General features: G+C 65.3%; 20 protein-coding genes. 7 read left to right on the top strand and 13 right to left on the bottom strand.

Going from position 1 to position 17,755, the window contains the following annotated elements; genetic code table 11:
- Positions 1–59: 59 nt before the first annotated feature.
- Positions 60–752, bottom strand: a complete 693-nt coding sequence (locus B6V75_RS11750; RefSeq protein ID WP_088719819.1) for a metal-dependent hydrolase — start codon at positions 750–752, stop codon at positions 60–62.
- Positions 753–933: 181 nt separating this feature from the next.
- Between B6V75_RS11750 and gatC the strand changes: the two genes are divergently transcribed.
- Genes gatC through B6V75_RS11730 form a run of 4 tightly spaced genes read left to right on the top strand, consistent with a single transcriptional unit; the run spans position 934 to position 4,100 of the window.
- Positions 934–1,221 carry an Asp-tRNA(Asn)/Glu-tRNA(Gln) amidotransferase subunit GatC gene (gatC, locus tag B6V75_RS11745; protein WP_088719818.1) on the top strand — a complete coding sequence of 96 codons (288 nt, stop codon included), beginning with the start codon at positions 934–936 and terminating at the stop codon, positions 1,219–1,221.
- Entirely contained in the window at positions 1,218–2,696 is a 1,479-nt protein-coding gene (gene gatA / locus B6V75_RS11740; protein ID WP_075775379.1) for an Asp-tRNA(Asn)/Glu-tRNA(Gln) amidotransferase subunit GatA, read from the top strand. Before gatC ends, gatA begins: the two co-directional genes overlap by 4 nt.
- A 1-nt stretch (position 2,697) precedes the next feature.
- Positions 2,698–3,414: a hypothetical protein gene (locus tag B6V75_RS11735; RefSeq protein ID WP_075775380.1), complete on the top strand. Its 717-nt coding sequence runs from the start codon at positions 2,698–2,700 to the stop codon at positions 3,412–3,414.
- The gene (locus B6V75_RS11730) at positions 3,411–4,100 is read left to right on the top strand and encodes an N-acetylmuramoyl-L-alanine amidase (protein ID WP_240496953.1); all 690 of its coding nucleotides are present in this window, start codon (positions 3,411–3,413) and stop codon (positions 4,098–4,100) included. The genes B6V75_RS11735 and B6V75_RS11730 overlap by 4 nt, the downstream gene beginning before the upstream one ends.
- 120 nt (positions 4,101–4,220) lie before the next feature.
- Here the strand turns inward: B6V75_RS11730 and B6V75_RS11725 are convergent, their stop codons facing one another.
- Positions 4,221–6,236: an NADPH-dependent 2,4-dienoyl-CoA reductase gene (locus B6V75_RS11725; RefSeq protein ID WP_088719817.1), complete on the bottom strand. Its 2,016-nt coding sequence runs from the start codon at positions 6,234–6,236 to the stop codon at positions 4,221–4,223.
- 225 nt (positions 6,237–6,461) lie between these two features.
- Here B6V75_RS11725 and B6V75_RS11720 point away from each other — a divergent pair, with 225 nt between their 5' ends.
- Entirely contained in the window at positions 6,462–7,367 is a 906-nt protein-coding gene (locus B6V75_RS11720; protein ID WP_075775383.1) for a LysR family transcriptional regulator, read from the top strand.
- Positions 7,368–7,409: 42 nt separating this feature from the next.
- Here B6V75_RS11720 and B6V75_RS11715 read toward each other — a convergent pair whose 3' ends face one another.
- From B6V75_RS11715 to B6V75_RS11705, 3 genes are read right to left on the bottom strand one after another with little or no spacing between them, the layout of a single operon-like run.
- The gene (locus B6V75_RS11715; protein ID WP_088719816.1) at positions 7,410–8,378 is read right to left on the bottom strand and encodes an OmpA family protein; all 969 of its coding nucleotides are present in this window, start codon (positions 8,376–8,378) and stop codon (positions 7,410–7,412) included.
- On the bottom strand, positions 8,375–9,088 hold the full coding sequence (locus B6V75_RS11710) for a GNAT family N-acetyltransferase (protein ID WP_088719815.1): 714 nt from the start codon (positions 9,086–9,088) through the stop codon (positions 8,375–8,377). The genes B6V75_RS11715 and B6V75_RS11710 overlap by 4 nt, the downstream gene beginning before the upstream one ends.
- On the bottom strand, positions 9,085–9,813 hold the full coding sequence (locus B6V75_RS11705) for a molybdopterin-binding protein (RefSeq protein WP_075775385.1): 729 nt from the start codon (positions 9,811–9,813) through the stop codon (positions 9,085–9,087). Before B6V75_RS11705 ends, B6V75_RS11710 begins: the two co-directional genes overlap by 4 nt.
- A 117-nt stretch (positions 9,814–9,930) precedes the next feature.
- On the opposite strand from B6V75_RS11705, the gene map reads away from it, so the two are divergent.
- On the top strand, positions 9,931–10,740 hold the full coding sequence (gene map / locus B6V75_RS11700) for a type I methionyl aminopeptidase (protein WP_075775386.1): 810 nt from the start codon (positions 9,931–9,933) through the stop codon (positions 10,738–10,740).
- 143 nt (positions 10,741–10,883) lie between these two features.
- Here map and B6V75_RS11695 read toward each other — a convergent pair whose 3' ends face one another.
- From B6V75_RS11695 to B6V75_RS11685, 3 genes are read right to left on the bottom strand one after another with little or no spacing between them, the layout of a single operon-like run.
- A complete protein-coding gene (locus B6V75_RS11695; RefSeq protein WP_240496952.1) occupies positions 10,884–11,552 on the bottom strand; it encodes an HAD family phosphatase in 669 nt (222 codons plus the stop codon).
- On the bottom strand, positions 11,549–12,112 hold the full coding sequence (gene rsmD, locus B6V75_RS11690) for a 16S rRNA (guanine(966)-N(2))-methyltransferase RsmD (protein WP_075775388.1): 564 nt from the start codon (positions 12,110–12,112) through the stop codon (positions 11,549–11,551). Before rsmD ends, B6V75_RS11695 begins: the two co-directional genes overlap by 4 nt.
- The gene (locus B6V75_RS11685) at positions 12,109–13,308 is read right to left on the bottom strand and encodes an FAD-dependent oxidoreductase (RefSeq protein ID WP_088719814.1); all 1,200 of its coding nucleotides are present in this window, start codon (positions 13,306–13,308) and stop codon (positions 12,109–12,111) included. The genes rsmD and B6V75_RS11685 overlap by 4 nt, the downstream gene beginning before the upstream one ends.
- 82 nt (positions 13,309–13,390) lie before the next feature.
- Between B6V75_RS11685 and B6V75_RS11680 the strand changes: the two genes are divergently transcribed.
- A complete protein-coding gene (locus B6V75_RS11680) occupies positions 13,391–13,879 on the top strand; it encodes a peroxiredoxin (RefSeq protein ID WP_075775390.1) in 489 nt (162 codons plus the stop codon).
- A gap of 54 nt (positions 13,880–13,933) precedes the next feature.
- Here B6V75_RS11680 and B6V75_RS11675 read toward each other — a convergent pair whose 3' ends face one another.
- From B6V75_RS11675 to B6V75_RS11655, 5 genes are read right to left on the bottom strand one after another with little or no spacing between them, the layout of a single operon-like run.
- Positions 13,934–14,305, bottom strand: coding sequence for a 4a-hydroxytetrahydrobiopterin dehydratase (locus B6V75_RS11675; RefSeq protein WP_075775391.1), 372 nt, complete (start codon positions 14,303–14,305; stop codon positions 13,934–13,936).
- A gap of 57 nt (positions 14,306–14,362) precedes the next feature.
- On the bottom strand, positions 14,363–15,244 hold the full coding sequence (locus B6V75_RS11670; protein ID WP_075775392.1) for a mechanosensitive ion channel domain-containing protein: 882 nt from the start codon (positions 15,242–15,244) through the stop codon (positions 14,363–14,365).
- 39 nt (positions 15,245–15,283) lie between these two features.
- Positions 15,284–16,471, bottom strand: coding sequence for a GNAT family N-acetyltransferase (locus B6V75_RS11665; protein WP_088719813.1), 1,188 nt, complete (start codon positions 16,469–16,471; stop codon positions 15,284–15,286).
- 57 nt (positions 16,472–16,528) lie between these two features.
- The gene (locus B6V75_RS11660; protein ID WP_168174475.1) at positions 16,529–17,296 is read right to left on the bottom strand and encodes a glycerophosphodiester phosphodiesterase family protein; all 768 of its coding nucleotides are present in this window, start codon (positions 17,294–17,296) and stop codon (positions 16,529–16,531) included.
- Entirely contained in the window at positions 17,293–17,748 is a 456-nt protein-coding gene (locus B6V75_RS11655; protein WP_088719811.1) for a RidA family protein, read from the bottom strand. The genes B6V75_RS11660 and B6V75_RS11655 overlap by 4 nt, the downstream gene beginning before the upstream one ends.
- Positions 17,749–17,755: the final 7 nt, after the last annotated feature.

Here is a 17,755-nt window from a genome sequence, read left to right as displayed (position 1 = left end):
GCTAGCGCGCCGGGCTTCAGGCTGCAAGCAAAGCCAGCCCTCGCCCGGCGGGCTGCAGCTTATATTTCGATCGCTTTGAGTATCTCGGGTTCGATGACATCCACCCCCGGCAGACCGTCGATCAGCGCCTGCGCGGATTGCTCCAGCGCATCGAAGGTCTTGTAGTGGCAGGGGATGACCGTCTTGAAGTTGAAATACTTCTTCGACGCCCAGGCCGCGCGCTTCATGTCCATCGTGAAATGGCCGCCCGCCGCGAGGATGCCGATATCGGGATTGTGCAGTTCACCCATCCAGTCCATGTCGGCCATGATGTCGGTATCGCCGCTGACGTAGATCGTGTGGCCCTCTGCCTCGATCATGAAGCCCGCGGGCTGGCCCGCATAGGCCGGGTTGCCGTCCTTGTAATCGACCGAGGCGGAATGGGTCGCGTTCACCATCGTGACCTTCACACCGCCCAGATCGACCGTGCCGCCTTTGCCGAAACCGACCGTCTCGGCCCCCTCGGCACCGAGCATGATCGACAGCTCGTGGATGCAGTAGATCGGGATATCCAGTTCCTTCGCGATCGGCACCGCGTCCGAAGCGTGATCGCCGTGGCCGTGGGTCAGCAGCAGATGCGTCGCACCCTCGATCGCCTCGCCGCGCTTGTCGTCGGGAAAGACCGGCGAGCCGGTGAGGAACGGATCGAGCAGGATCACGGCGTCGCCGGTTTCGATGCGGAAGCCGGAATGGCCGAGCCAGATGAGTTTCATATGGATTTCCTCCGTTAGGCACTTCGGTTGTGACAGGGTGACGTATAAGCCCTGCGCATGTTCCAAGATTAGCGCGCAAATTCGCGTGGGACAGGGCAGGGGCGCGCCGATGCCGGGGCGCGGCGCTTGAAAGCCCCAGTGGCTCGGGCTAAACCGCCTTCCAAGACAAGCGGAGAAGCACATGTCCATCGATATCGACACCGCCCGCAAAGTGGCGCATCTGGCCCGGATCCGGGTGCCCGAAGACCATCTGCTCGAGCTCGCGCAGGAACTCTCCAGCATCCTGACCTTCATGGAGCAGCTCAACGAGGTCGACGTTGAGGGCGTCGAGCCGATGACCTCCGTGACGCCGATGCGCCTCAAGCGTCGCGTCGACGAGGTGACCGATGGCGGTTATCCCGAGAAAATCCTCAAGAACGCCCCCGATGCCCGCGAGGGCTTCTTTGCCGTGCCGAAGGTGGTCGAATGAGCCTGAACAAACTGACGATTGCCGACGCGCGCGATGCGCTCAAGAAGGGCGATGTGACTTCGGTCGAGCTGACCGAGGCCTGCCTGGGCGAAATCGAAGGCGCAGGCGCGCTGAATGCCTACGTGCACAAGACCCCTGAGATCGCGCTGGAGCAGGCCAAGGCCGCCGATGCGCGCATCAAGTCGGGCGACGCGCCCGCGATGTGCGGCATCCCGCTGGGGATCAAGGATCTTTTCGCGACCAAGGGCGTGGCGACGCAGGCCGCGTCGAACATCCTCGACGGGTTCAAGCCGGAATACGAATCCACCGTCACGCAGAACCTGTGGGACGCGGGCGCGGTGATGCTCGGCAAGCTGTCGATGGACGAATTCGCGATGGGCTCGTCGAACGAGACCGCCTGCTACGGCCCGGCGGTGAACCCCTGGAAGATCGATGACCGGAAACTGACCCCGGGCGGGTCTTCGGGCGGTTCGGCCGCGGCTGTGGCTGCCGACCTGTGCCTTGCCGCGACCGGCACGGATACCGGCGGCTCGATCCGCCAGCCCGCCGCCTTCACCGGCATCGTCGGCATCAAGCCGACCTATGGCCGGGTCTCTCGCTGGGGTGTGGTGGCCTTCGCCTCTTCGCTTGATCAGGCTGGTCCGATGACCAAATCGGTGCGCGACGCGGCGATCATGCTTGGCACGATGTGCTCGCACGATCCGAAGGATTCGACCTCCGCCGATATTCCGGTCCCGGATTTCGAGGCCGCGCTGACCGGCGACATTCGCGGCAAGAAGATTGGTATCCCGAAAGAATACCGCATCGATGGTATGCCCGCCGAGATCCAGAAGCTCTGGGACGACGGCATCGCGATGATGAAAGATGCGGGGGCCGAGATCGTCGATATCTCGCTGCCCCATACGAAATACGCGCTGCCCGCCTATTACGTCGTGGCTCCCGCGGAAGCCTCGTCGAACCTCGCGCGCTATGATGGCGTGCGCTACGGCCACCGCGCCAAGCTCGCGGCAGGCGAGGGCATCGTCGACATGTACGAGAAGACCCGCGCCGAAGGTTTCGGCCCCGAGGTGCAGCGTCGCGTGATGATCGGCACCTATGTGCTGTCGGCAGGCTTCTATGACGCCTATTACAACCGCGCCCGGAAAGTGCGCGCCTTGATCAAGCGCGACTTCGAAGAAGTTTTCGCGCAGGGCATCGATTCGATCCTGACGCCTGCCACCCCCTCTGCCGCTTTCGGTCTGGGCGAGATGGACGGCGCCGATCCGGTCGAGATGTATATGCAGGATGTGTTCACCGTGACGGTGAACCTTGCAGGCCTTCCCGGCGTTTCGGTGCCGTGCGGGCTGGACAGCAAGGGCCTTCCGCTGGGGCTGCAACTCATCGGGCGGCCCTGGGAAGAGGGCGATCTGCTGAACCACGCCCACGTCCTCGAACAGGCCGCGGGCTTCTCGGCCAAACCGGAGAAATGGTGGTAACATGAAACAGGCACTCGCGATCCTCGGCGGCGTTCTGGCCCTCTCGGGCTGTATCTCTTCGATCCCCGACAGCGGCCCCGAAGCCCGTCGCGAGGCCGAACTGCGCGGCCAGCCCATCGTGCCGCCCTCGGCACAAAGCGTCCTGCCGACCGACAACGGCTCGACCAACCCCGATGCGCCCGGCGCGCCGCTGAACGCGACCGGCACGGCGACGCCCGGCACGACCAACGCGCTTTCCGCACCGACCATCGATGCGGGCGGCACCATCGGCGACAATCCTTCGACCTCCAGCTCCGACAGCAGCGACAATAGCGGCGCCGCGATCGGGGCAGATGCGATGGCCGCGCTGCAGGAGACCGACGCGTCGAACAGCACTGCCGGTTCCAGCACCATGGCCAGCTCGCCGAACTTCGACACCACCGCGTCGAGCAGCGCGCCCGCGCAGAACACGATCAGCAATCAGGACAGCTCGGGGCCGAACCTCGCTGCCTATGCGCTGTCGGTGTCCAACCGTCCGGGCGACTCGGTCTACAAGCGCTCGGGCATCAAGCTGACCTCGTCGAGCAAGGCCTGCGCGAAATACGTCTCTGCCGATCAGGCGCAACGCGCCTTCCTCTCCGCAGGCGGGCCGCAGAAAGACCGGCTGAACCTCGATCCCGATGGCGACGGTTTCGCCTGCGACTGGGATCCGACGCCGTTCCAGACCGCGCGCCAGTGAGCGCCGACTGGCCCTCGCCCAATTACGGCCCGCGCCGCGAGGGGGCGGTGCCGGAACTGATCATTATCCATTACACCGCGATGTGGTCCTGCGAGGCCGCGCGGACGCGCCTTTGCCTGCCCGAGGCGGAGGTCTCCGCGCATTGGCTGATCGGGCGTGATGGCTCGGTCGAGCAGCTCGTCCCAGAGGAGATGCGCGCCTGGCATGCGGGCTTGGGAAGCTGGCAGGGGCTGGGCGATGTGAATTCGCGCTCGATCGGGATCGAACTGGACAACGAGGGCGATCGTCCGTTCCCCGAGCCGCTGATGGCCGCGCTGGAAGAGCTGCTGCCGCAGATCATGCGCCGCTGGGCAATTGCACCCGAGAACGTCATTGGCCATTCGGATTTCGCGCCCGAGCGCAAGATCGACCCGGGCCCGCGTTTCGACTGGCAGCGCCTCGCGCGGCAGGGCCTGGCGATCTGGCCGGAGCGGGGCGCTACTGCGCCCGCGGTCGACCCCGAGAGCTTCCTCGCTCTGGCGTCGAGCCTTGGCTACCCGGAAGCGCCGCTCGCGACGATCCTGCCCGCCTTCCGCCTGCGCTTCCGCCCGCGCCATGAGGGGCCGCTGGATGCGGTGGACATGGCGCTGGTCACCGATCTGGCGATGCGCTTTGGCGCAGATGGCGGGGCGTGGCGATCAAGCTGAGGCCGGGAGCGGGCTCTGCCCCCCGGTCGCCGGACGGCGACAGATTTGAAGACGGAGGGGGGTCTGCCCCCGCTCGCGATGCGAGCCCCCCGGGATATTTCTTCCAATCCGAAGAGTTGATCAGAGCGCCGCGGCGAGCCGGGTGCCCTGATCGATGGCGCGTTTCGCGTCGAGTTCCGCCGCCACATCCGCGCCGCCGATCACATGCGGGCTGCGACCCGCCGCGATCAGCTGATCGGCCAGCGAGCGGTCCGAGAGTTGGCCTGCGCAGAGCACCACCGTATCGGCCTCGATCAGCGTCGGGTTCTCGCGCGCCTCGCCAAAAGTGACATGCAGCCCCTCGGCGGTGATCTTCTCATAATTCACCCCGCCGATCATTTTCACGTCCTTCATATGCAGTGCCGCGCGGTGAACCCAGCCGGTCGTTTTGCCGAGGCGGCGGCCGAGTTTTTCCTTCTTGCGCTGCAGCAGCGTCACTTCGCGGGCAGGGGCTTCGGGCTCGGGCTTGGTCAACCCGCCCGGCGTCTGCGCCGGATCGCCGACGCCCCATTCGCGCTTCCACTCTTCCAGATCCAGCGTCGGGCTTTCGGTCACCGTCAGGAATTCGGCCACGTCGAAGCCGATGCCGCCCGCGCCGATCACCGCGACGCGCTTGCCGGCGGTGACGCGGCCTTTGAGGATGTCGATGTAACTCACGACCTGCCCGCCCTCGATCGGGATTTCCGGGTCGCGCGGCTGCACGCCGGTTGCGATGATGATCTCGTCGAAGGGGGCGAGGAGATCGGGCGTGGCCTCGGTCTCCAGCTCCACCGTCACGCCGGTCTTCTCGATCATGGTCTTGAACCAGTCGGTGAGCCCGTGGAATTCCTCCTTGCCGGGGATCGCGCGCGCCATGGTCAGCTGCCCGCCGAGTTCAGAGGCGCGGTCGAACAGCGTCACGGCATGGCCCCGCTCGCCTGCGGTGATCGCGGCAGACAGGCCCGCCGGGCCCGCGCCGACGACGGCGACGGATTTCGGCGCCTCGGTCTTGGTGATGACGATCTCGGTCTCATGCGCGGCGCGCGGATTCACGAGGCAGCTCGAGACCTTGCCCTGGAAGGTGTGGTCCAGACAGGCCTGATTGCAGGCGATGCAGGGTGCGATCTCGGCGGCGCGGCCCTCTTTCGCCTTCACCAAGAAATCCGCATCGGCGAGGAAGGGGCGCGCCATCGACACCATGTCGGCGCAGCCGTCGCCCAGCACCTCTTCGGCGACTTCAGGCGTGTTGATGCGATTGGACGTGATGACCGGGATCGAGACCTCGGGCTTGAGCCGCCCGGTGAGCCAGGTGAAGGCCGCCCGCGGCACCGACGTCACGATGGTCGGCACCCGCGCCTCGTGCCAGCCGATGCCGGTGTTGAGCATCGTGGCGCCCGCGGCCTCGACGGCTTTCGCGAGGGTGACGACCTCTTCCCAGGTCGAGCCGTCGGGGATCAGGTCGATCAGCGAGATGCGGAAGATCACGATGAAATCGGGGCCGACCGCTTCGCGCACGCGCTTGACCACTTCGACGGGCAGGCGCATCCGGTTCTCGAACGAGCCGCCCCAACCGTCTTCGCGCTTGTTGGTGTGGCGTACGAGGAACTGGTTGAGGAAATAGCCCTCGGAGCCCATCACCTCGACGCCGTCATAACCCGCTTCGCGGGCGCGCGCGGCGGCGGTGGCGATGTCGGCGATCTGCTTCTCGATCCCGGCTTCGTCGAGCTCTTTCGGCGGGAAAGGCGAGATCGGGGACTTGATCGCAGAGGGCGCCACGCAATCGGGGCCATAGGCATAGCGCCCGGCGTGCAGGATTTGCATCGCGATGCGGCCGCCCGCTTCGTGAACGCGGTCGGTGATGATCTTGTGATGCGCGATGTCCTCGGGGGTGAACAGCCCCGCCGCGCCGGGAAAGACGCCACCTTCGTTATTAGGGGCCATGCCGCCCGTCACCATCAGCGCGACACCGCCGCGCGCGCGTTCGGCATAGAACTCGGCCACCGCATTCCAGTCGCCGCGCTCTTCGAGATTGGTGTGCATCGAGCCCATCAGCACGCGGTTCGGCAGCGTCACGTGGCCCAGATCGAGCGGCGTGAAGATATGCGGATATTGGCTCATGTAACCCTCCCTGATTTGGCCCGCACTCTGCGGCGCAAGGCCAGGCTTGTCACGTCAAACGCGGCGTCAGAGCGAAAGCGCCACCGTTTCGCAGAGGTCACCAACCTGCGGGATTCTCTCCCATTGTTACCCTCGTATTGTCGCCGCGAAGTCTAAATTGCGCCCGATTTCGGCTCGATAAGCGGAAAATAAGAAACAGAAATTACAAGCCGAAGGGTGTTTGGGATGGATCGCCTGACTGAAATGGAAGCCTTTGCCACGGTTGTGGATCAGGGGGGCTTCACCGATGCAGCCAAGAAGATGGGCATCTCCAAATCGGCTGTGTCGAAGCATGTCTCGGCGTTGGAGGCCCGCCTCGGCGCACGTCTTCTGAATCGCACCACGCGTCGCGTTTCGCCGACGGAAATCGGGCTGGCTTATTACGACCGCGCGCGTCGCGTTCTCAACGATGCGGGCGAGGCCGATGCGCTGGTGACGTCGATGCAGACGGCGCCCTCGGGGCTGCTGCGCATCTCGGTCGCCACCGATTTCGGTGTGAACCTTCTCTCTCCCGTTCTGGGCGAATTCCTGCAGGAATTCCCCGAAATCACCGTGAATATGGTGCTGAACAACCGCTACGTCGAACTTATTTCTGAAGGGTTCGACATGGCGATCCGCGTCGGCGAACTGGAGGATTCGAGCCTGCGCGCGCGCAAGCTGACCGAGACTTCGCGCCGGATGATCGCCTCGCCAGACTACTTCAAGAAATTCGGCCGCCCCGAGCGGATCGACGATCTCAACAACCACAAACTGCTGCATTATTCGAACCAGTCGGCGGGCAATGTCTGGAAGTTGACCGCGCCTTCGGGCGAGCGGCGTCAGGTCCGCTCGGCGGGCTGGCTGACGGTCAATGACGGTCAGTCGCTGCTGCATGCCGCGACGGCCGGTCTCGGGATCGCTTACCTGCCCTCGTTCCTCTATGCCGACGCGATGCGCGAGGGCCTCGTGGAAGAAGCGATGCCCGATCTGCCGATGGAAACGCTGGGCATCTACGCAATCTATCCGCCGGGGCGTTTCACGCAGCCGAAAGTGCGCGCTTTCATCGATTTCCTCGCCAAGACCTTCGCCGAGAAGGGCCCCGACAACTGGTGAGACCGAACTCCCTCCCGCGCCGGGCCATTCCGCCGGCTGGCGCTAACTCCGGGTCGAGGTGAGAACCGCTTCGACCCGTCTGTTTTTCTCGCGTCCCTCTTTGGTCAGATTGCTTGCGCGCGGGGCGAGGAAGCCCGCCCCCTCGGCGCTGACCTGTGACGCCGCCACCCCGTAATCGCCGATCAACTTTTGCCGTGCCGATTGCGCGCGTTTCTTCGACAGCGCGATATTGGCCGCGAGCGAACCGACCGCATCGGTATGACCCACCAGCATCACCTGATAATCCGGGTTGGCCTTGAGGAACTCTGCCAGCGCCTGCAGCGAGGCGAAATCGCCCTCGCCGAGCGCGGATGCCCCCGATGGGAAGTCGAGATCGTCGAGCGCGACCGAGCCCTGCGCCTCCAGCGTCTGCGCAAGCGCGGAGGGGGCGACGGCCGGGGCATCGGCGCGCGGCAGAACCGGCGCGGTTTGCGGCGCGCCGAGCGGGTCGTCGGGCCGAGCGGGGGTGACGTCCTGCACCCGCAGCTCGGTCACCTGAATGAAGCCCGACTCGGACGACCGCGAGACGGTGATCCCAAGGTAATCGGCATCCTTGCGCGCCGCGATGTAGCGGAAATCGCCCAGATCGACATGCATCGCGGGCTCGGACAGCAGGTCGAGCGCGTAGCGAAAATCGAAGCCGCCGCAGGCCTGCGTGTCGCACTCATAGAGGATGTCGTAGCCCGCCTGCTTGAGCTGATCCCGTAGCGGCGCGAGGATCTGTAGCGTCGTATTCTGATTGGCCCGCAGTTGATAGGCCGTGTCGGAGCGCGCACCCTCGAGATCGCGGGTCTCCAGCTTGCCGTCCTGCCACGGACCGACCGCCAATTGGTAGCTGGTGGCGGGGCTCGTTTCCTGCGCGGATTGGGTGGCGCCGGCGGGCAACGTCAGATCTAACGAGGCGGAGCATGTGGCGTGGGGCAGGCTGGCGGCGAGCAGACTGGCCAGCAGGAGTGGCGCGCGGCGGATCATGCCACCTCCGGCGCGCGGCGATAGTGATACTGCGCGCGAACTTCCATGCCGAAGCTCTCGGCGAGGGCGTTCGAGGCGTCATTGGCGAGCGTCGTGATCATCTCGAACCGCTCTGCCCCGGCCTCAACGGCCCAGCGAGCGCCCTCGTAGATCATCTCGCGCGCGAGGCTCATGCGGCGGTATTTCGGCGCAACGGCGAGCGCGTGGAGCATCGCCGCGTCCTCGTACAGAGCGATATAGACAACGCCCGCGGCCCGGTCGTCCTTGCGGCCCAGAACGCAGGTTTTCGGTACCTCTGCGCGGTCCATGATCGCCTGCCGCTCGGGCCCGACATCCAACTCGGTCCAGAGGTCGCGGGCGATCTGCAGCGGCGGCCAATGGGCGAAAGCGGTCACGGGCGGGACCTCGCCCTGCATCGCTGCAATCGGCGCGGACCAGATCCGCACCGGGTCATAAGCTTCGTAGCCGCGCGCCTCCAGAACCGCGTCGAGCGCCTCGTCTCCCGCGCGGATCATGAAGCGCGGACGCTGGCCCAAAGCGCGATGCGCAGCTTCGGCGGCGGGAATGTCGGCCTGCTCCAGCGGGACTTCCAGCGTCGCGCAGCTGACGCGCGATCCGCCGCCTTGCCCGTCGCGGATCAGAAACCCGCCTGCGCGGCGATATTCGGCGGCTGGCCAGGTCGCGTCGATGATCGCGTAGGCGTCGATCATGTGCCCTCCGGGAAGGCGGCCTTCAGCGCGGCGAAGCCCGCCTCGACCTGATCGGGATCGGTGCCGCGCAGCACGAGATTGGTGCCGTAGCGGCCTTCTTGAACGAAAGGATAAGAACCGATTGAAAGGTCGGGGAAGCGGCCAGCCAGCGCGCGCAGATCGTCGGCCACCGACGATTCCGCCCGCAGAACCTGCAGGCTGCGCGAGAGCATTGGCGCGCCACCGGTGAGCTTCGGCAAAAGCCCTTCGACCATCGCCTGAAAGATGTTCGGCACGCCCGCCATCACATGGACATTGCCCAGCGAGAAACCCGGCGCGGCAGAGACCGGGTTCTCGATCAGCTCGGCCCCGTCGGGGATCCGCGCCATGCGCAGCCGCGCGGAGGTGAACTCAGCGTCGCGCGCGGCGTAATGCGCGGCGAGGATCGCCTTGGCATCCTCGCGCACGTCGAGCTTGGCGCCCATCGCCTCGGCTACCGCATCGGCGGTGATATCGTCATGGGTCGGGCCGATCCCGCCACTGGTGAAAAGGTGATCATGGGCCGCCGAAAGCTCCCGCACCGCGGCAACGATCACGTCATTGTCGTCCGGCACCACGCGGATTTCGCGGCAGGTGATTCCGCGCTCGACCAGCTGTCCGGCCAGATAATGCGCGTTTCCCTCGCGGGTGCGTCCCGAGAGGATTTCATCGCCGATGATCAGGATCGCTGCGGTGGGATTTGGCATCTGTGAGGCTCCTTTCGACTTGGTATAGGGCGCGGAACGGGGCGCGAAAAGCCCGGGCACTGGCCAAGCCCCGCTTTTGTGACTATCTAAAGGCCGAAACCCTTAAGGAGCAGACCGTTGGACGATACTCAGGGCCGCACCACGAAGGACGGGATCCGGATCTACGATCAGAGCGATTTTGCAGGAATGCGCGCCGCCTCGCAGGTGACGGCGCAGATCCTCGACGAGGTCGCTGATCTCGTGGAGCCGGGGGTCACGACCGCAGCACTCGACGCCTTCATCGAACGCCGCGTGGGCGAGTTGGGCGCGACCTCGGCGACCATCGGCTATCGCGGCTATCAGCACGCGAGCTGCATCTCGGTGAACCATGTCGTCTGTCACGGCATCCCGGGCGACAAGAAGCTGAAGGACGGCGATATCATCAATATCGACGTGACCGTGATCCTCGACGGCTGGTTCGGGGACAGTTCGCGCATGTATGTCGCGGGCAACCTGAGCCGCAAGGCCGAGCGTCTGATTCAGGTCACCCATGACTCGCTCATGGTCGGCATCGAGCAGGTGAAGCCCGGCAACACCTTTGGCGATATCGGCCACGCGATCCAGAAATTCGTCGAAAGCAACCGCATGTCGGTGGTGCGCGATTTCTGCGGTCACGGCGTGGGCAAGGTGTTCCACGCGCCGCCGAACGTGTTGCATTACGGGCGCGCGGGTACCGGCGCGATGCTCGAAGAGGGCATGATCTTCACGATCGAGCCCATGGTGAACCTCGGCCGCCCCGAGACAAAGGTTCTGGCCGACGATTGGACCGCCGTGACGCGGGACAAATCGCTGTCGGCGCAGTTCGAGCATTCGGTGGGCGTGACCGCCGATGGCTGCGAGATCTTCACCACCTCGCCGGCGGGGCGCTTCCACCCGACCTGGCGCTAAGGTTCAGGCGTTAGTGGGGGCGCTGCCCCCGCTGGCTGCGTCAAAGCCCTACGTTTGCGCTTCGGGCGTTCGCCGGGGCGTCCTTCCACTGGAAGGCGGCTGATCCCGGCTCACCCCCCGGGATATTTTAGCCAAGCCGAAGATCAGGGGTCGAGGCCGATGAGCCGCGGCACCTGACGCATGTCGGTGAAGAGCTCCGCGCCTTCCGCCGCGAGCCGCGGATTGCCGCCTTTCGGCGAGTAGCCCAAACAACGCATCCCCGCGTTTTTCGCCGCACGCGCCCCGGTAGGACTGTCTTCGATCACCACGCAGGCCGCCGGATCGGCGCCCAGATGGCGCGCGGCATGGATGTAGAGATCGGGTTTCGGCTTTGGCATGCCCATGTCCTGACCCGAGAACAGCAGCCCCTCCAGCCGCGTGCGGATATCCGGGTGCTGGCCCAGTGTCGCCTCCATCTTCGCTTTCCGGCCGTTCGAGCCGACCGCGAAGGGAATGCCTTCCGCATCGAGACGCGCGAGAAGGCGCGGGATGCCGGGCATCAGCTCGGTCCCCTCGCGCAACCGCGCGTAGAGCGCCTTGTAATAGCTGTCGACCCAGCCGTCGGGCAGATCGGCCCCATGCTCGCGGCCCCATTGATAGACGTTCTCGATGGTGGATCCGATGAAGGCGTCTTCCAGTTCGGAGATCGTCTTGTGCACGCCGTAGCGGGCGAATTCTTCCTGAATCAGATCGAAGGTCGCGGGCTCGCTGTCGACGAGCACACCGTCGCAATCGAACAGGACGGCGTGCGGGATCGGGTGGTGTTGCGTCATTCGGGCATCCGGGCAAGAGTTACGAGCGTGTCGCCATAGCGGCGCTGGTCGAGCTGTTCGAGGGCGGCGGGCAGGATCGGCGCTGTGTTCTCCTCCCAAACGATCATCGCACCCGGAGCGATCCATCCATTCTCGAGACAGGAGGCGAGGGCGCGTTCGCCCAAGCCCATCCCGTAGGGCGGATCGAGGAAGATGAGGTCGTAGCCGGGGCCGCGATTGGGGCCCATATTGGTCGCATCGCGCCGCCAGACATCCGTCACGCCCATCGCGCGCATAGCCTCGATGTTGCGGCGCAGAAGCGCGCGGGCGGCGGTGCCGTCATCGACGAAAGCCACCCGGGCCGCGCCGCGCGACAGCGCCTCCAGCCCCAGTGCGCCGGTACCTGCGAAGAGGTCAAGCACCCGCGCCTCGGGCACCGGATTGCCGTGCCCGCCATTGGTCAGCAGGTTGAAGATCGACTCGCGCACGCGGTCGGTCGTGGGGCGCAGATGGGCATCCATATCGCCTGCCCCCACATCCGCCAGCTTCAGCCCGCGTTTCGCGCCTCCGATAATTCTCATTTCATCAGGGCTTTCAGCTCTGCCGTGGTCTCGACTGCTTCGGGTGTCACGGGCTTGCCCGCTTCGATGAGGCGCTTGCCGACCATGTAGGCGCGCGCGTCGTTGATCGCGTCCACCGCGATCAGGCGGCCGTCGCGGAAATACCAGAAGCTGCTGCCCTCATCGCGGCGGGTGACGACCTCATCGTAGCCCGCATTGAGCCCGGCGATCTGCAGCTTCGCGTCGAACTGGTCCGACCAAAACCACGCTTTCGGGGCGTAAGGACGACCTGCACCCAGCATGTTCTCGGCGACCAGCTCGCCCATGTCGATCGCGTTGCCGACGGATTCGAGGCGGATCCGCTCCTCTGTGCCGGGGAAGGAGGCACAATCCCCCGCCGCCCAGATATGGGGCGCGGAGGTGCGGCCCTGTTCGTCGGCAGCGATGCCGTTCTCGCAATGGATACCGGCTTCGCGGGCGACTTCCTCGTCGGGGGTGATGCCGATGCCGACGATCACGAAATCGGCGGGCAATTCGCGCCCGTCCTCGAGGATCGCGCCGGTGACGGTCCCCTCGCCGGTCAGTCGCGTCAGGCCGACCCCTTCGAGGATTTCCACGCCGCGCTCGCGATGCAGCGCGCGGATCGCGTCCGCGGTTTCCTTGCAGGCGACGCGGCCGAGGATGCGCGGTGCGGCCTCGACCAGCGTCACCTCGAGGCCGAGCTTGCGCGCGACCGCGGCCGCCTCGAGCCCGATATAACCGCCTCCCACCACGACCAGCCGTTTGTCGGCGGTGAAAAGGGGCCGCATCCGGTCGACATCGGCGAGGTTGCGCACGGTGAAGACATTGCCCAGATCGCCGCCGATCGCGGCGGGCAGGCGGCGCGGCGTGGCCCCGGTGCAGAGCGCTAGTTCGGCATAATCCAGCGTCTCGCCATCCGACAGGGTCACCGTCCGCGCCTCGGTGTCGATTGCGGTGACCGAGATGCCGAGCCGCAGCGTAATGTCGTTTTCCTGCCACCAGTCCGGGGCGCGCAGGGTCAGCCGCTCCAGCTCCATCTCGCCCAGCAGATAGGCTTTCGACAGCGGTGGGCGTTGATAGGGGGGCACCGGCTCTGCGCCGATCACGGTGATCGTGCCGTCATATTTCAGCGCCCGCAGTTTCGCGGCCATCGAGGCTGCGGCCTGTCCCGCGCCGACGATCACTATTCCACCCATATCTTTCTCCACTGGCCCGGCTCGCGCATGACCCTATATCGACGGGCGGAACAAGTGCAACGCGAACAAATCGGAGCTTTTCATGACTATTTCGACCGGCGACGTTCTTCCTGGCGCGACTCTCCTCGCGATGGGCGATGAAGGGCCGCAGCCCGTGAGCCTTGGTGACAAGATGAAGGGCCGCAAGATCGTGATCTTCGCGGTGCCGGGCGCCTATACCGGCGTCTGCACGACCGCCCATGTGCCGAGCTTCATCCGCACCAAGGACCAATTTGCGGAGAAAGGCGTGGATGAGATCATCTGCGTCTCGGTCAACGACCCCTTCGTGATGAAGTCGTGGGGCGAGGCGACGGGCGCGACCGAGGCGGGGCTGACCATGCTGGCCGACCCGGAAGCCGCATTCACGCAGGCGATCGAGATGGATTTCACGGCGCCGCCCGCGGGTCTCATCAACCGCTCGAAGCGCTATGCGATGCTCGTCGAGGACGGTGTGGTCAAGCAGCTGAATGTCGAGGAAAGCCCCGGCACCTGTGAAGCCTCCGCAGGCGAAGGGCTTCTCGCGGAGATCTGATCCGCGCCCCAAATGCAAAGGAAAACGCCCGGCCAAGGAGCCGGGCGTTTTTCGTCAGTCTTCGTCTTTCGGAGCCGGCTCGGCCAGTCGCATCAACGGGCGTCCGATGTCGCGATCGACCTCGGCGACGCCTTCGGCCAGCGAGTCCAGCGCACCGGCTAGCTCGATATCGAGCACGCTGATGCCGCCGCAGTCATGGGTCGTCAGCGTGATCTCGAGCTTGTTGTAGACGTTGCGCCAGTCGGGATGGTGATCCATCTTTTCGGCGCAAAGCGCGGCTTGGCTCATGAAGCCCCACGCGGCGGAGAAGTCCTTGAACAGGAGCCGCTTGATCAGGGCATCCTGTCCATCGGCCGCGCGCCATCCGGTATCTTCAAGCGCGTTCAGCAGCGCCCTGCGTTCCTCGGGTTCGAGCTTCGAAGTCATCGCTTACTCCCTGATACGTTAAGCTGGCCCGCAGCCTTGCAGCAGCGGGCCGCCAGTTCAAGCCGCGCCGCTTTCGCGTGTCACGCTGCGGGTTTCGATCTTCGGCACCTGCACCACTTCGAGCGTGCGCGTAGGGAAGGGGATGCCGATGCCGTTCGCGTCGAACTCCTCCTTGATCTTGCGGGTATATTCCGCCTGAAGCCCCCAGAAGTCGGCGGTGGTGGCCCAGACACGGAAGGTAAAATCGACCGAGCTGTCGCCGAGCTGCTTCACGCGGATCACCGGCGCGGGCTCCGGCAGGGCGCGCGGATCGGAGAGCGAGATCTTCTCCAGCACTTCCTGCGTTTTCTTGAGATCCGCGTCATAGGCGACGCCGATCGTCAGATCCATCATACGTGTCGGATTGGCGGAGTAATTGGTGATCGCGCTCGACCAGATGTCGCTGTTGGGCACGATGATCTGGATGCCGTCATAGGTCGTCAGGACCGTGTAGAAGAGCTGAATCTCGGTCACCGTGCCGCTTTCCGAGCCCGCGGCGATGTAGTCGCCTTGGCGGAACGGGCGGAACAGGATGATCATCACCCCGGCGGCGAGGTTCGACAGCGTGCCCTGCAGCGCGAGACCGATGGCCAGACCGGCGGCACCGACGAGGGCGGCCAGCGACGTGGTCTGGATGCCGAAGCGGTTGAGGATGAAGATCACCCCGATCGCGAGGATCAGGTATTTCACCATGTTCCCGAGGAAGCCGAAGAGCGTGTCGTCCAGCCGCTTGTAGCGCTGCGACAGCGCCACGATGCGCCGTTTGGCCCAGGCCGAGATCGCCATTGCGACCAGCAGGATCACCAGCGCAGCCACCACATTCACCGCAACCATGATGGCCGCATCGATCCGATCCTGCGTCAGCCACGCGCTGACATCGGTCAGGTCATTGAAATTCATTCATCGCTCCCGTCATACGTCCTTTAACACTGCTACTTATCACGCCTGCTCATCGCTGCCACCCGAGGGGCTCCGGAACGGGCCCATTTCGGTCAGTATCTCGATATCTTCGTCCACGGCGGCGCGTTCGGCTTCCAAGTACTCCGCGACGGCGCCGCGCAGACCTTCATGGCCAATCCAGTGCGCCGAATGGGTGGCGACGGGCAGGTAGCCGCGCGCCAGCTTGTGTTCGCCCTGCGCGCCGGCCTCGACCCGGCTCAGCTTGTGCGCGATCGCGTAATCGACCGCCTGATGGTAGCAAAGCTCGAAATGCAGGAAGGGGTGATCCTCGATACACCCCCAGTAGCGCCCGAACAGAGCCTCGCGCCCGATCAGGTTCAGCGCACCGGCGATCGGGCGGTCGCCGTTCATCGCAAGCACCAGAAGCACGTCGTCGCGCATCTCGTGCAGAAGATCGAAGAAGGCACGGGTCAGGTAGGGGCGGCCCCATTTTCGCGCGCCAGTGTCCTGATAGAACTGCCAGAACGCGTCCCAATGCTCGGGCCGTATGTCGTCGCCGGCGAGCTGCAAGATTTCGCCGCCGAAGGCCTGCGCCCGCTGACGCTCCTTGCGCAAAGCCTTGCGCTTGCGTGAGCTCAGTTCGCCGAGGAACTGGTCGAAACTCTCATACCCCTCGTTGAACCAATGGAACTGCTGCCCGATCCGTGGCAGCCACCCCGCTTCGGTGGCAAGCTCAGCCTCGTCCTCGGTACAAAACGTCATATGGACCGAGGAAACCCCGGCCCCTTCCGCGATCTGCGCCATGCCAGCCAGAAGCGCGCGGCCCCCGGCCTCTTCCAGCCCCGGTAGGACCAGCAGACGCCGCCCGGCCACTGGGGTGAAGGGCACCGCGCATTGCAGCTTGGGGTAATAGCGCCCGCCCGCGCGCTCGAACGCATCGGCCCAGCCGTGATCGAAGACATATTCGCCCTGACTGTGCGATTTCACGTAGAGCGGCGCGACGCCGATGATCCGATCGCCCATCCGCGCCACCAGATGCCGCGCATCCCAACCCGTGCCCGGCCCGACCGAGCCGGAGGCCTCGAGGGCGGCAAGAAACCGATGTGTGGTGAACGGGTCGAACGCCCGTTCCCCATCCCCGGTTTCGGGGCAGGCGCAGGCATTCCAGTCTGTTTCACTTATTTCGGAAATATCCGAATAAAGCGTGATTTCAACGCTTTGATCCATTTTATCCCGGGAGGTTAGGCGATCCTTTGCCTGAATCTGTGCCCCGCGCGCTCCGCGTCAAGCCGGAAGCGCCGAGAGGTAGCCTTCGAAGGTCACGTTATCGGCGACCCGCCGCGCCAGCGCCTCCTCGTCGACGGAGCGGATCGTCCAGCACAGAACCGGCACGCCGAGCGATTTCAGCTCGGTCACCCGAAGCGCGTTCAGGTCCTTCGCCTCATGCGAGATGAAGGCCGCTCCAACGCGATCGAAATCGGGGATGTGGCGCAGCTCGTCGCCGCGCGCCGCGGGCAGCAGAGCCCAGTCATTGGGCTGGTAGGCCGAGGTCGTCAGACCGACAGCGACGTCCGGGGCCAATTCGCCGAAAGCCGCCACCGCATGGGGGTTGAAGGACATCACCGCGACCGGGCCCTCGTAATCGCGCAGCAACAGCGCCGTCGCCTCCTCCAGCGCGCCGATCTGCGAACCGAGAGCCCCGTCCTGATCCTTGATCTCGACCAGAAGCGGCACTTGGCCTTTCACGATCTCCAGCACTTCGCCGAGGGTCGGAATACCTTCCTCCGTGCCGCTCAGATGGATCGCACCCAGCTCCGCCGCCGTTCGCTGGCGTACCGGGCCGCGCTCTGCGGTCAGCCGGTCCAGCGCGTAGTCGTGAAACACCATCGGCACGCCATCGGCGGAGAGCTGCACGTCGATCTCGATTCCGTAACCCGCGGCGATTGCCGCGCGGATCGCCCCGCGGCTGTTCTCAGGGCGGCCCAGCGTGTAGTCGTGCAAAGCCCTATGCGCGATCGGAAGCCGGAGAAAATCAGGATGCAATGCCATCACGCGACCTCGAAAATCGCCTCGATCTCGACTGCGACGCCCATCGGCAGCGAAGCCGCCGAGACCGCCGAACGCGCGTGACGCCCGGCTTCGCCGAAGACCTCGACCATCAGGTCGGAGCAGCCGTTGATGACCTTGGGCTGATCGGTGAAATCAGCGGTGGAGTTCACGAATCCCACTAGCTTCACCACGCGGAGTTTGTCGAGATCGCCGACGGCCGCTTTCGCCTGGGCGATCAGAGCCAGCCCGCAGAAACGCGCCGCCATCGCGCCCTCTTCGACATCCATGCCGTCGCCGAGTTTGCCGCGGATCAGACCCTCGGGCCCGTTCGAGATTTGCCCCGAGACGAACAGCTGATTGCCGGTGCGCACGAAGGGCACGTAATTCGCGGCCGGTGCCGGGGCATCGGGAAGCTGAATCCCCAACTCTTCGAGACGTGCTTCGATCTTGGCCATTGCGCCC

Source organism: Thioclava sp. F1Mire-8 (genome assembly GCF_002213165.1).
GTDB lineage: Bacteria > Pseudomonadota > Alphaproteobacteria > Rhodobacterales > Rhodobacteraceae > Thioclava > Thioclava nitratireducens.
The sequence above is the reverse complement of the archived record's forward strand: the minus strand, read 5'-3'. Positions and strand labels throughout refer to the sequence as shown.

What these genes read in the sequence shown, in the direction of transcription:
- gatA (WP_075775379.1), top strand. Translation starts at nt 1,218, where the DNA reads ATGAGCCTGAACAAACTGACGATTGCCGACGCGCGCGATGCGCTCAAG.
- gatC (WP_088719818.1), top strand. Translation starts at nt 934, where the DNA reads ATGTCCATCGATATCGACACCGCCCGCAAAGTGGCGCATCTGGCCCGG.
- B6V75_RS11680 (WP_075775390.1), top strand. Translation starts at nt 13,391, where the DNA reads ATGACTATTTCGACCGGCGACGTTCTTCCTGGCGCGACTCTCCTCGCG.
- B6V75_RS11725 (WP_088719817.1), bottom strand. Translation starts at nt 6,236, where the DNA reads ATGAGCCAATATCCGCATATCTTCACGCCGCTCGATCTGGGCCACGTG.
- B6V75_RS11670 (WP_075775392.1), bottom strand. Translation starts at nt 15,244, where the DNA reads ATGAATTTCAATGACCTGACCGATGTCAGCGCGTGGCTGACGCAGGAT.
- B6V75_RS11685 (WP_088719814.1), bottom strand. Translation starts at nt 13,308, where the DNA reads ATGGGTGGAATAGTGATCGTCGGCGCGGGACAGGCCGCAGCCTCGATG.
- B6V75_RS11710 (WP_088719815.1), bottom strand. Translation starts at nt 9,088, where the DNA reads ATGATCGACGCCTACGCGATCATCGACGCGACCTGGCCAGCCGCCGAA.
- B6V75_RS11720 (WP_075775383.1), top strand. Translation starts at nt 6,462, where the DNA reads ATGGATCGCCTGACTGAAATGGAAGCCTTTGCCACGGTTGTGGATCAG.
- rsmD (WP_075775388.1), bottom strand. Translation starts at nt 12,112, where the DNA reads ATGAGAATTATCGGAGGCGCGAAACGCGGGCTGAAGCTGGCGGATGTG.
- B6V75_RS11675 (WP_075775391.1), bottom strand. Translation starts at nt 14,305, where the DNA reads ATGACTTCGAAGCTCGAACCCGAGGAACGCAGGGCGCTGCTGAACGCG.
- B6V75_RS11705 (WP_075775385.1), bottom strand. Translation starts at nt 9,813, where the DNA reads ATGCCAAATCCCACCGCAGCGATCCTGATCATCGGCGATGAAATCCTC.
- B6V75_RS11715 (WP_088719816.1), bottom strand. Translation starts at nt 8,378, where the DNA reads ATGATCCGCCGCGCGCCACTCCTGCTGGCCAGTCTGCTCGCCGCCAGC.
- B6V75_RS11695 (WP_240496952.1), bottom strand. Translation starts at nt 11,552, where the DNA reads ATGACGCAACACCACCCGATCCCGCACGCCGTCCTGTTCGATTGCGAC.
- B6V75_RS11655 (WP_088719811.1), bottom strand. Translation starts at nt 17,748, where the DNA reads ATGGCCAAGATCGAAGCACGTCTCGAAGAGTTGGGGATTCAGCTTCCC.
- B6V75_RS11735 (WP_075775380.1), top strand. Translation starts at nt 2,698, where the DNA reads ATGAAACAGGCACTCGCGATCCTCGGCGGCGTTCTGGCCCTCTCGGGC.
- B6V75_RS11750 (WP_088719819.1), bottom strand. Translation starts at nt 752, where the DNA reads ATGAAACTCATCTGGCTCGGCCATTCCGGCTTCCGCATCGAAACCGGC.
- B6V75_RS11665 (WP_088719813.1), bottom strand. Translation starts at nt 16,471, where the DNA reads ATGGATCAAAGCGTTGAAATCACGCTTTATTCGGATATTTCCGAAATA.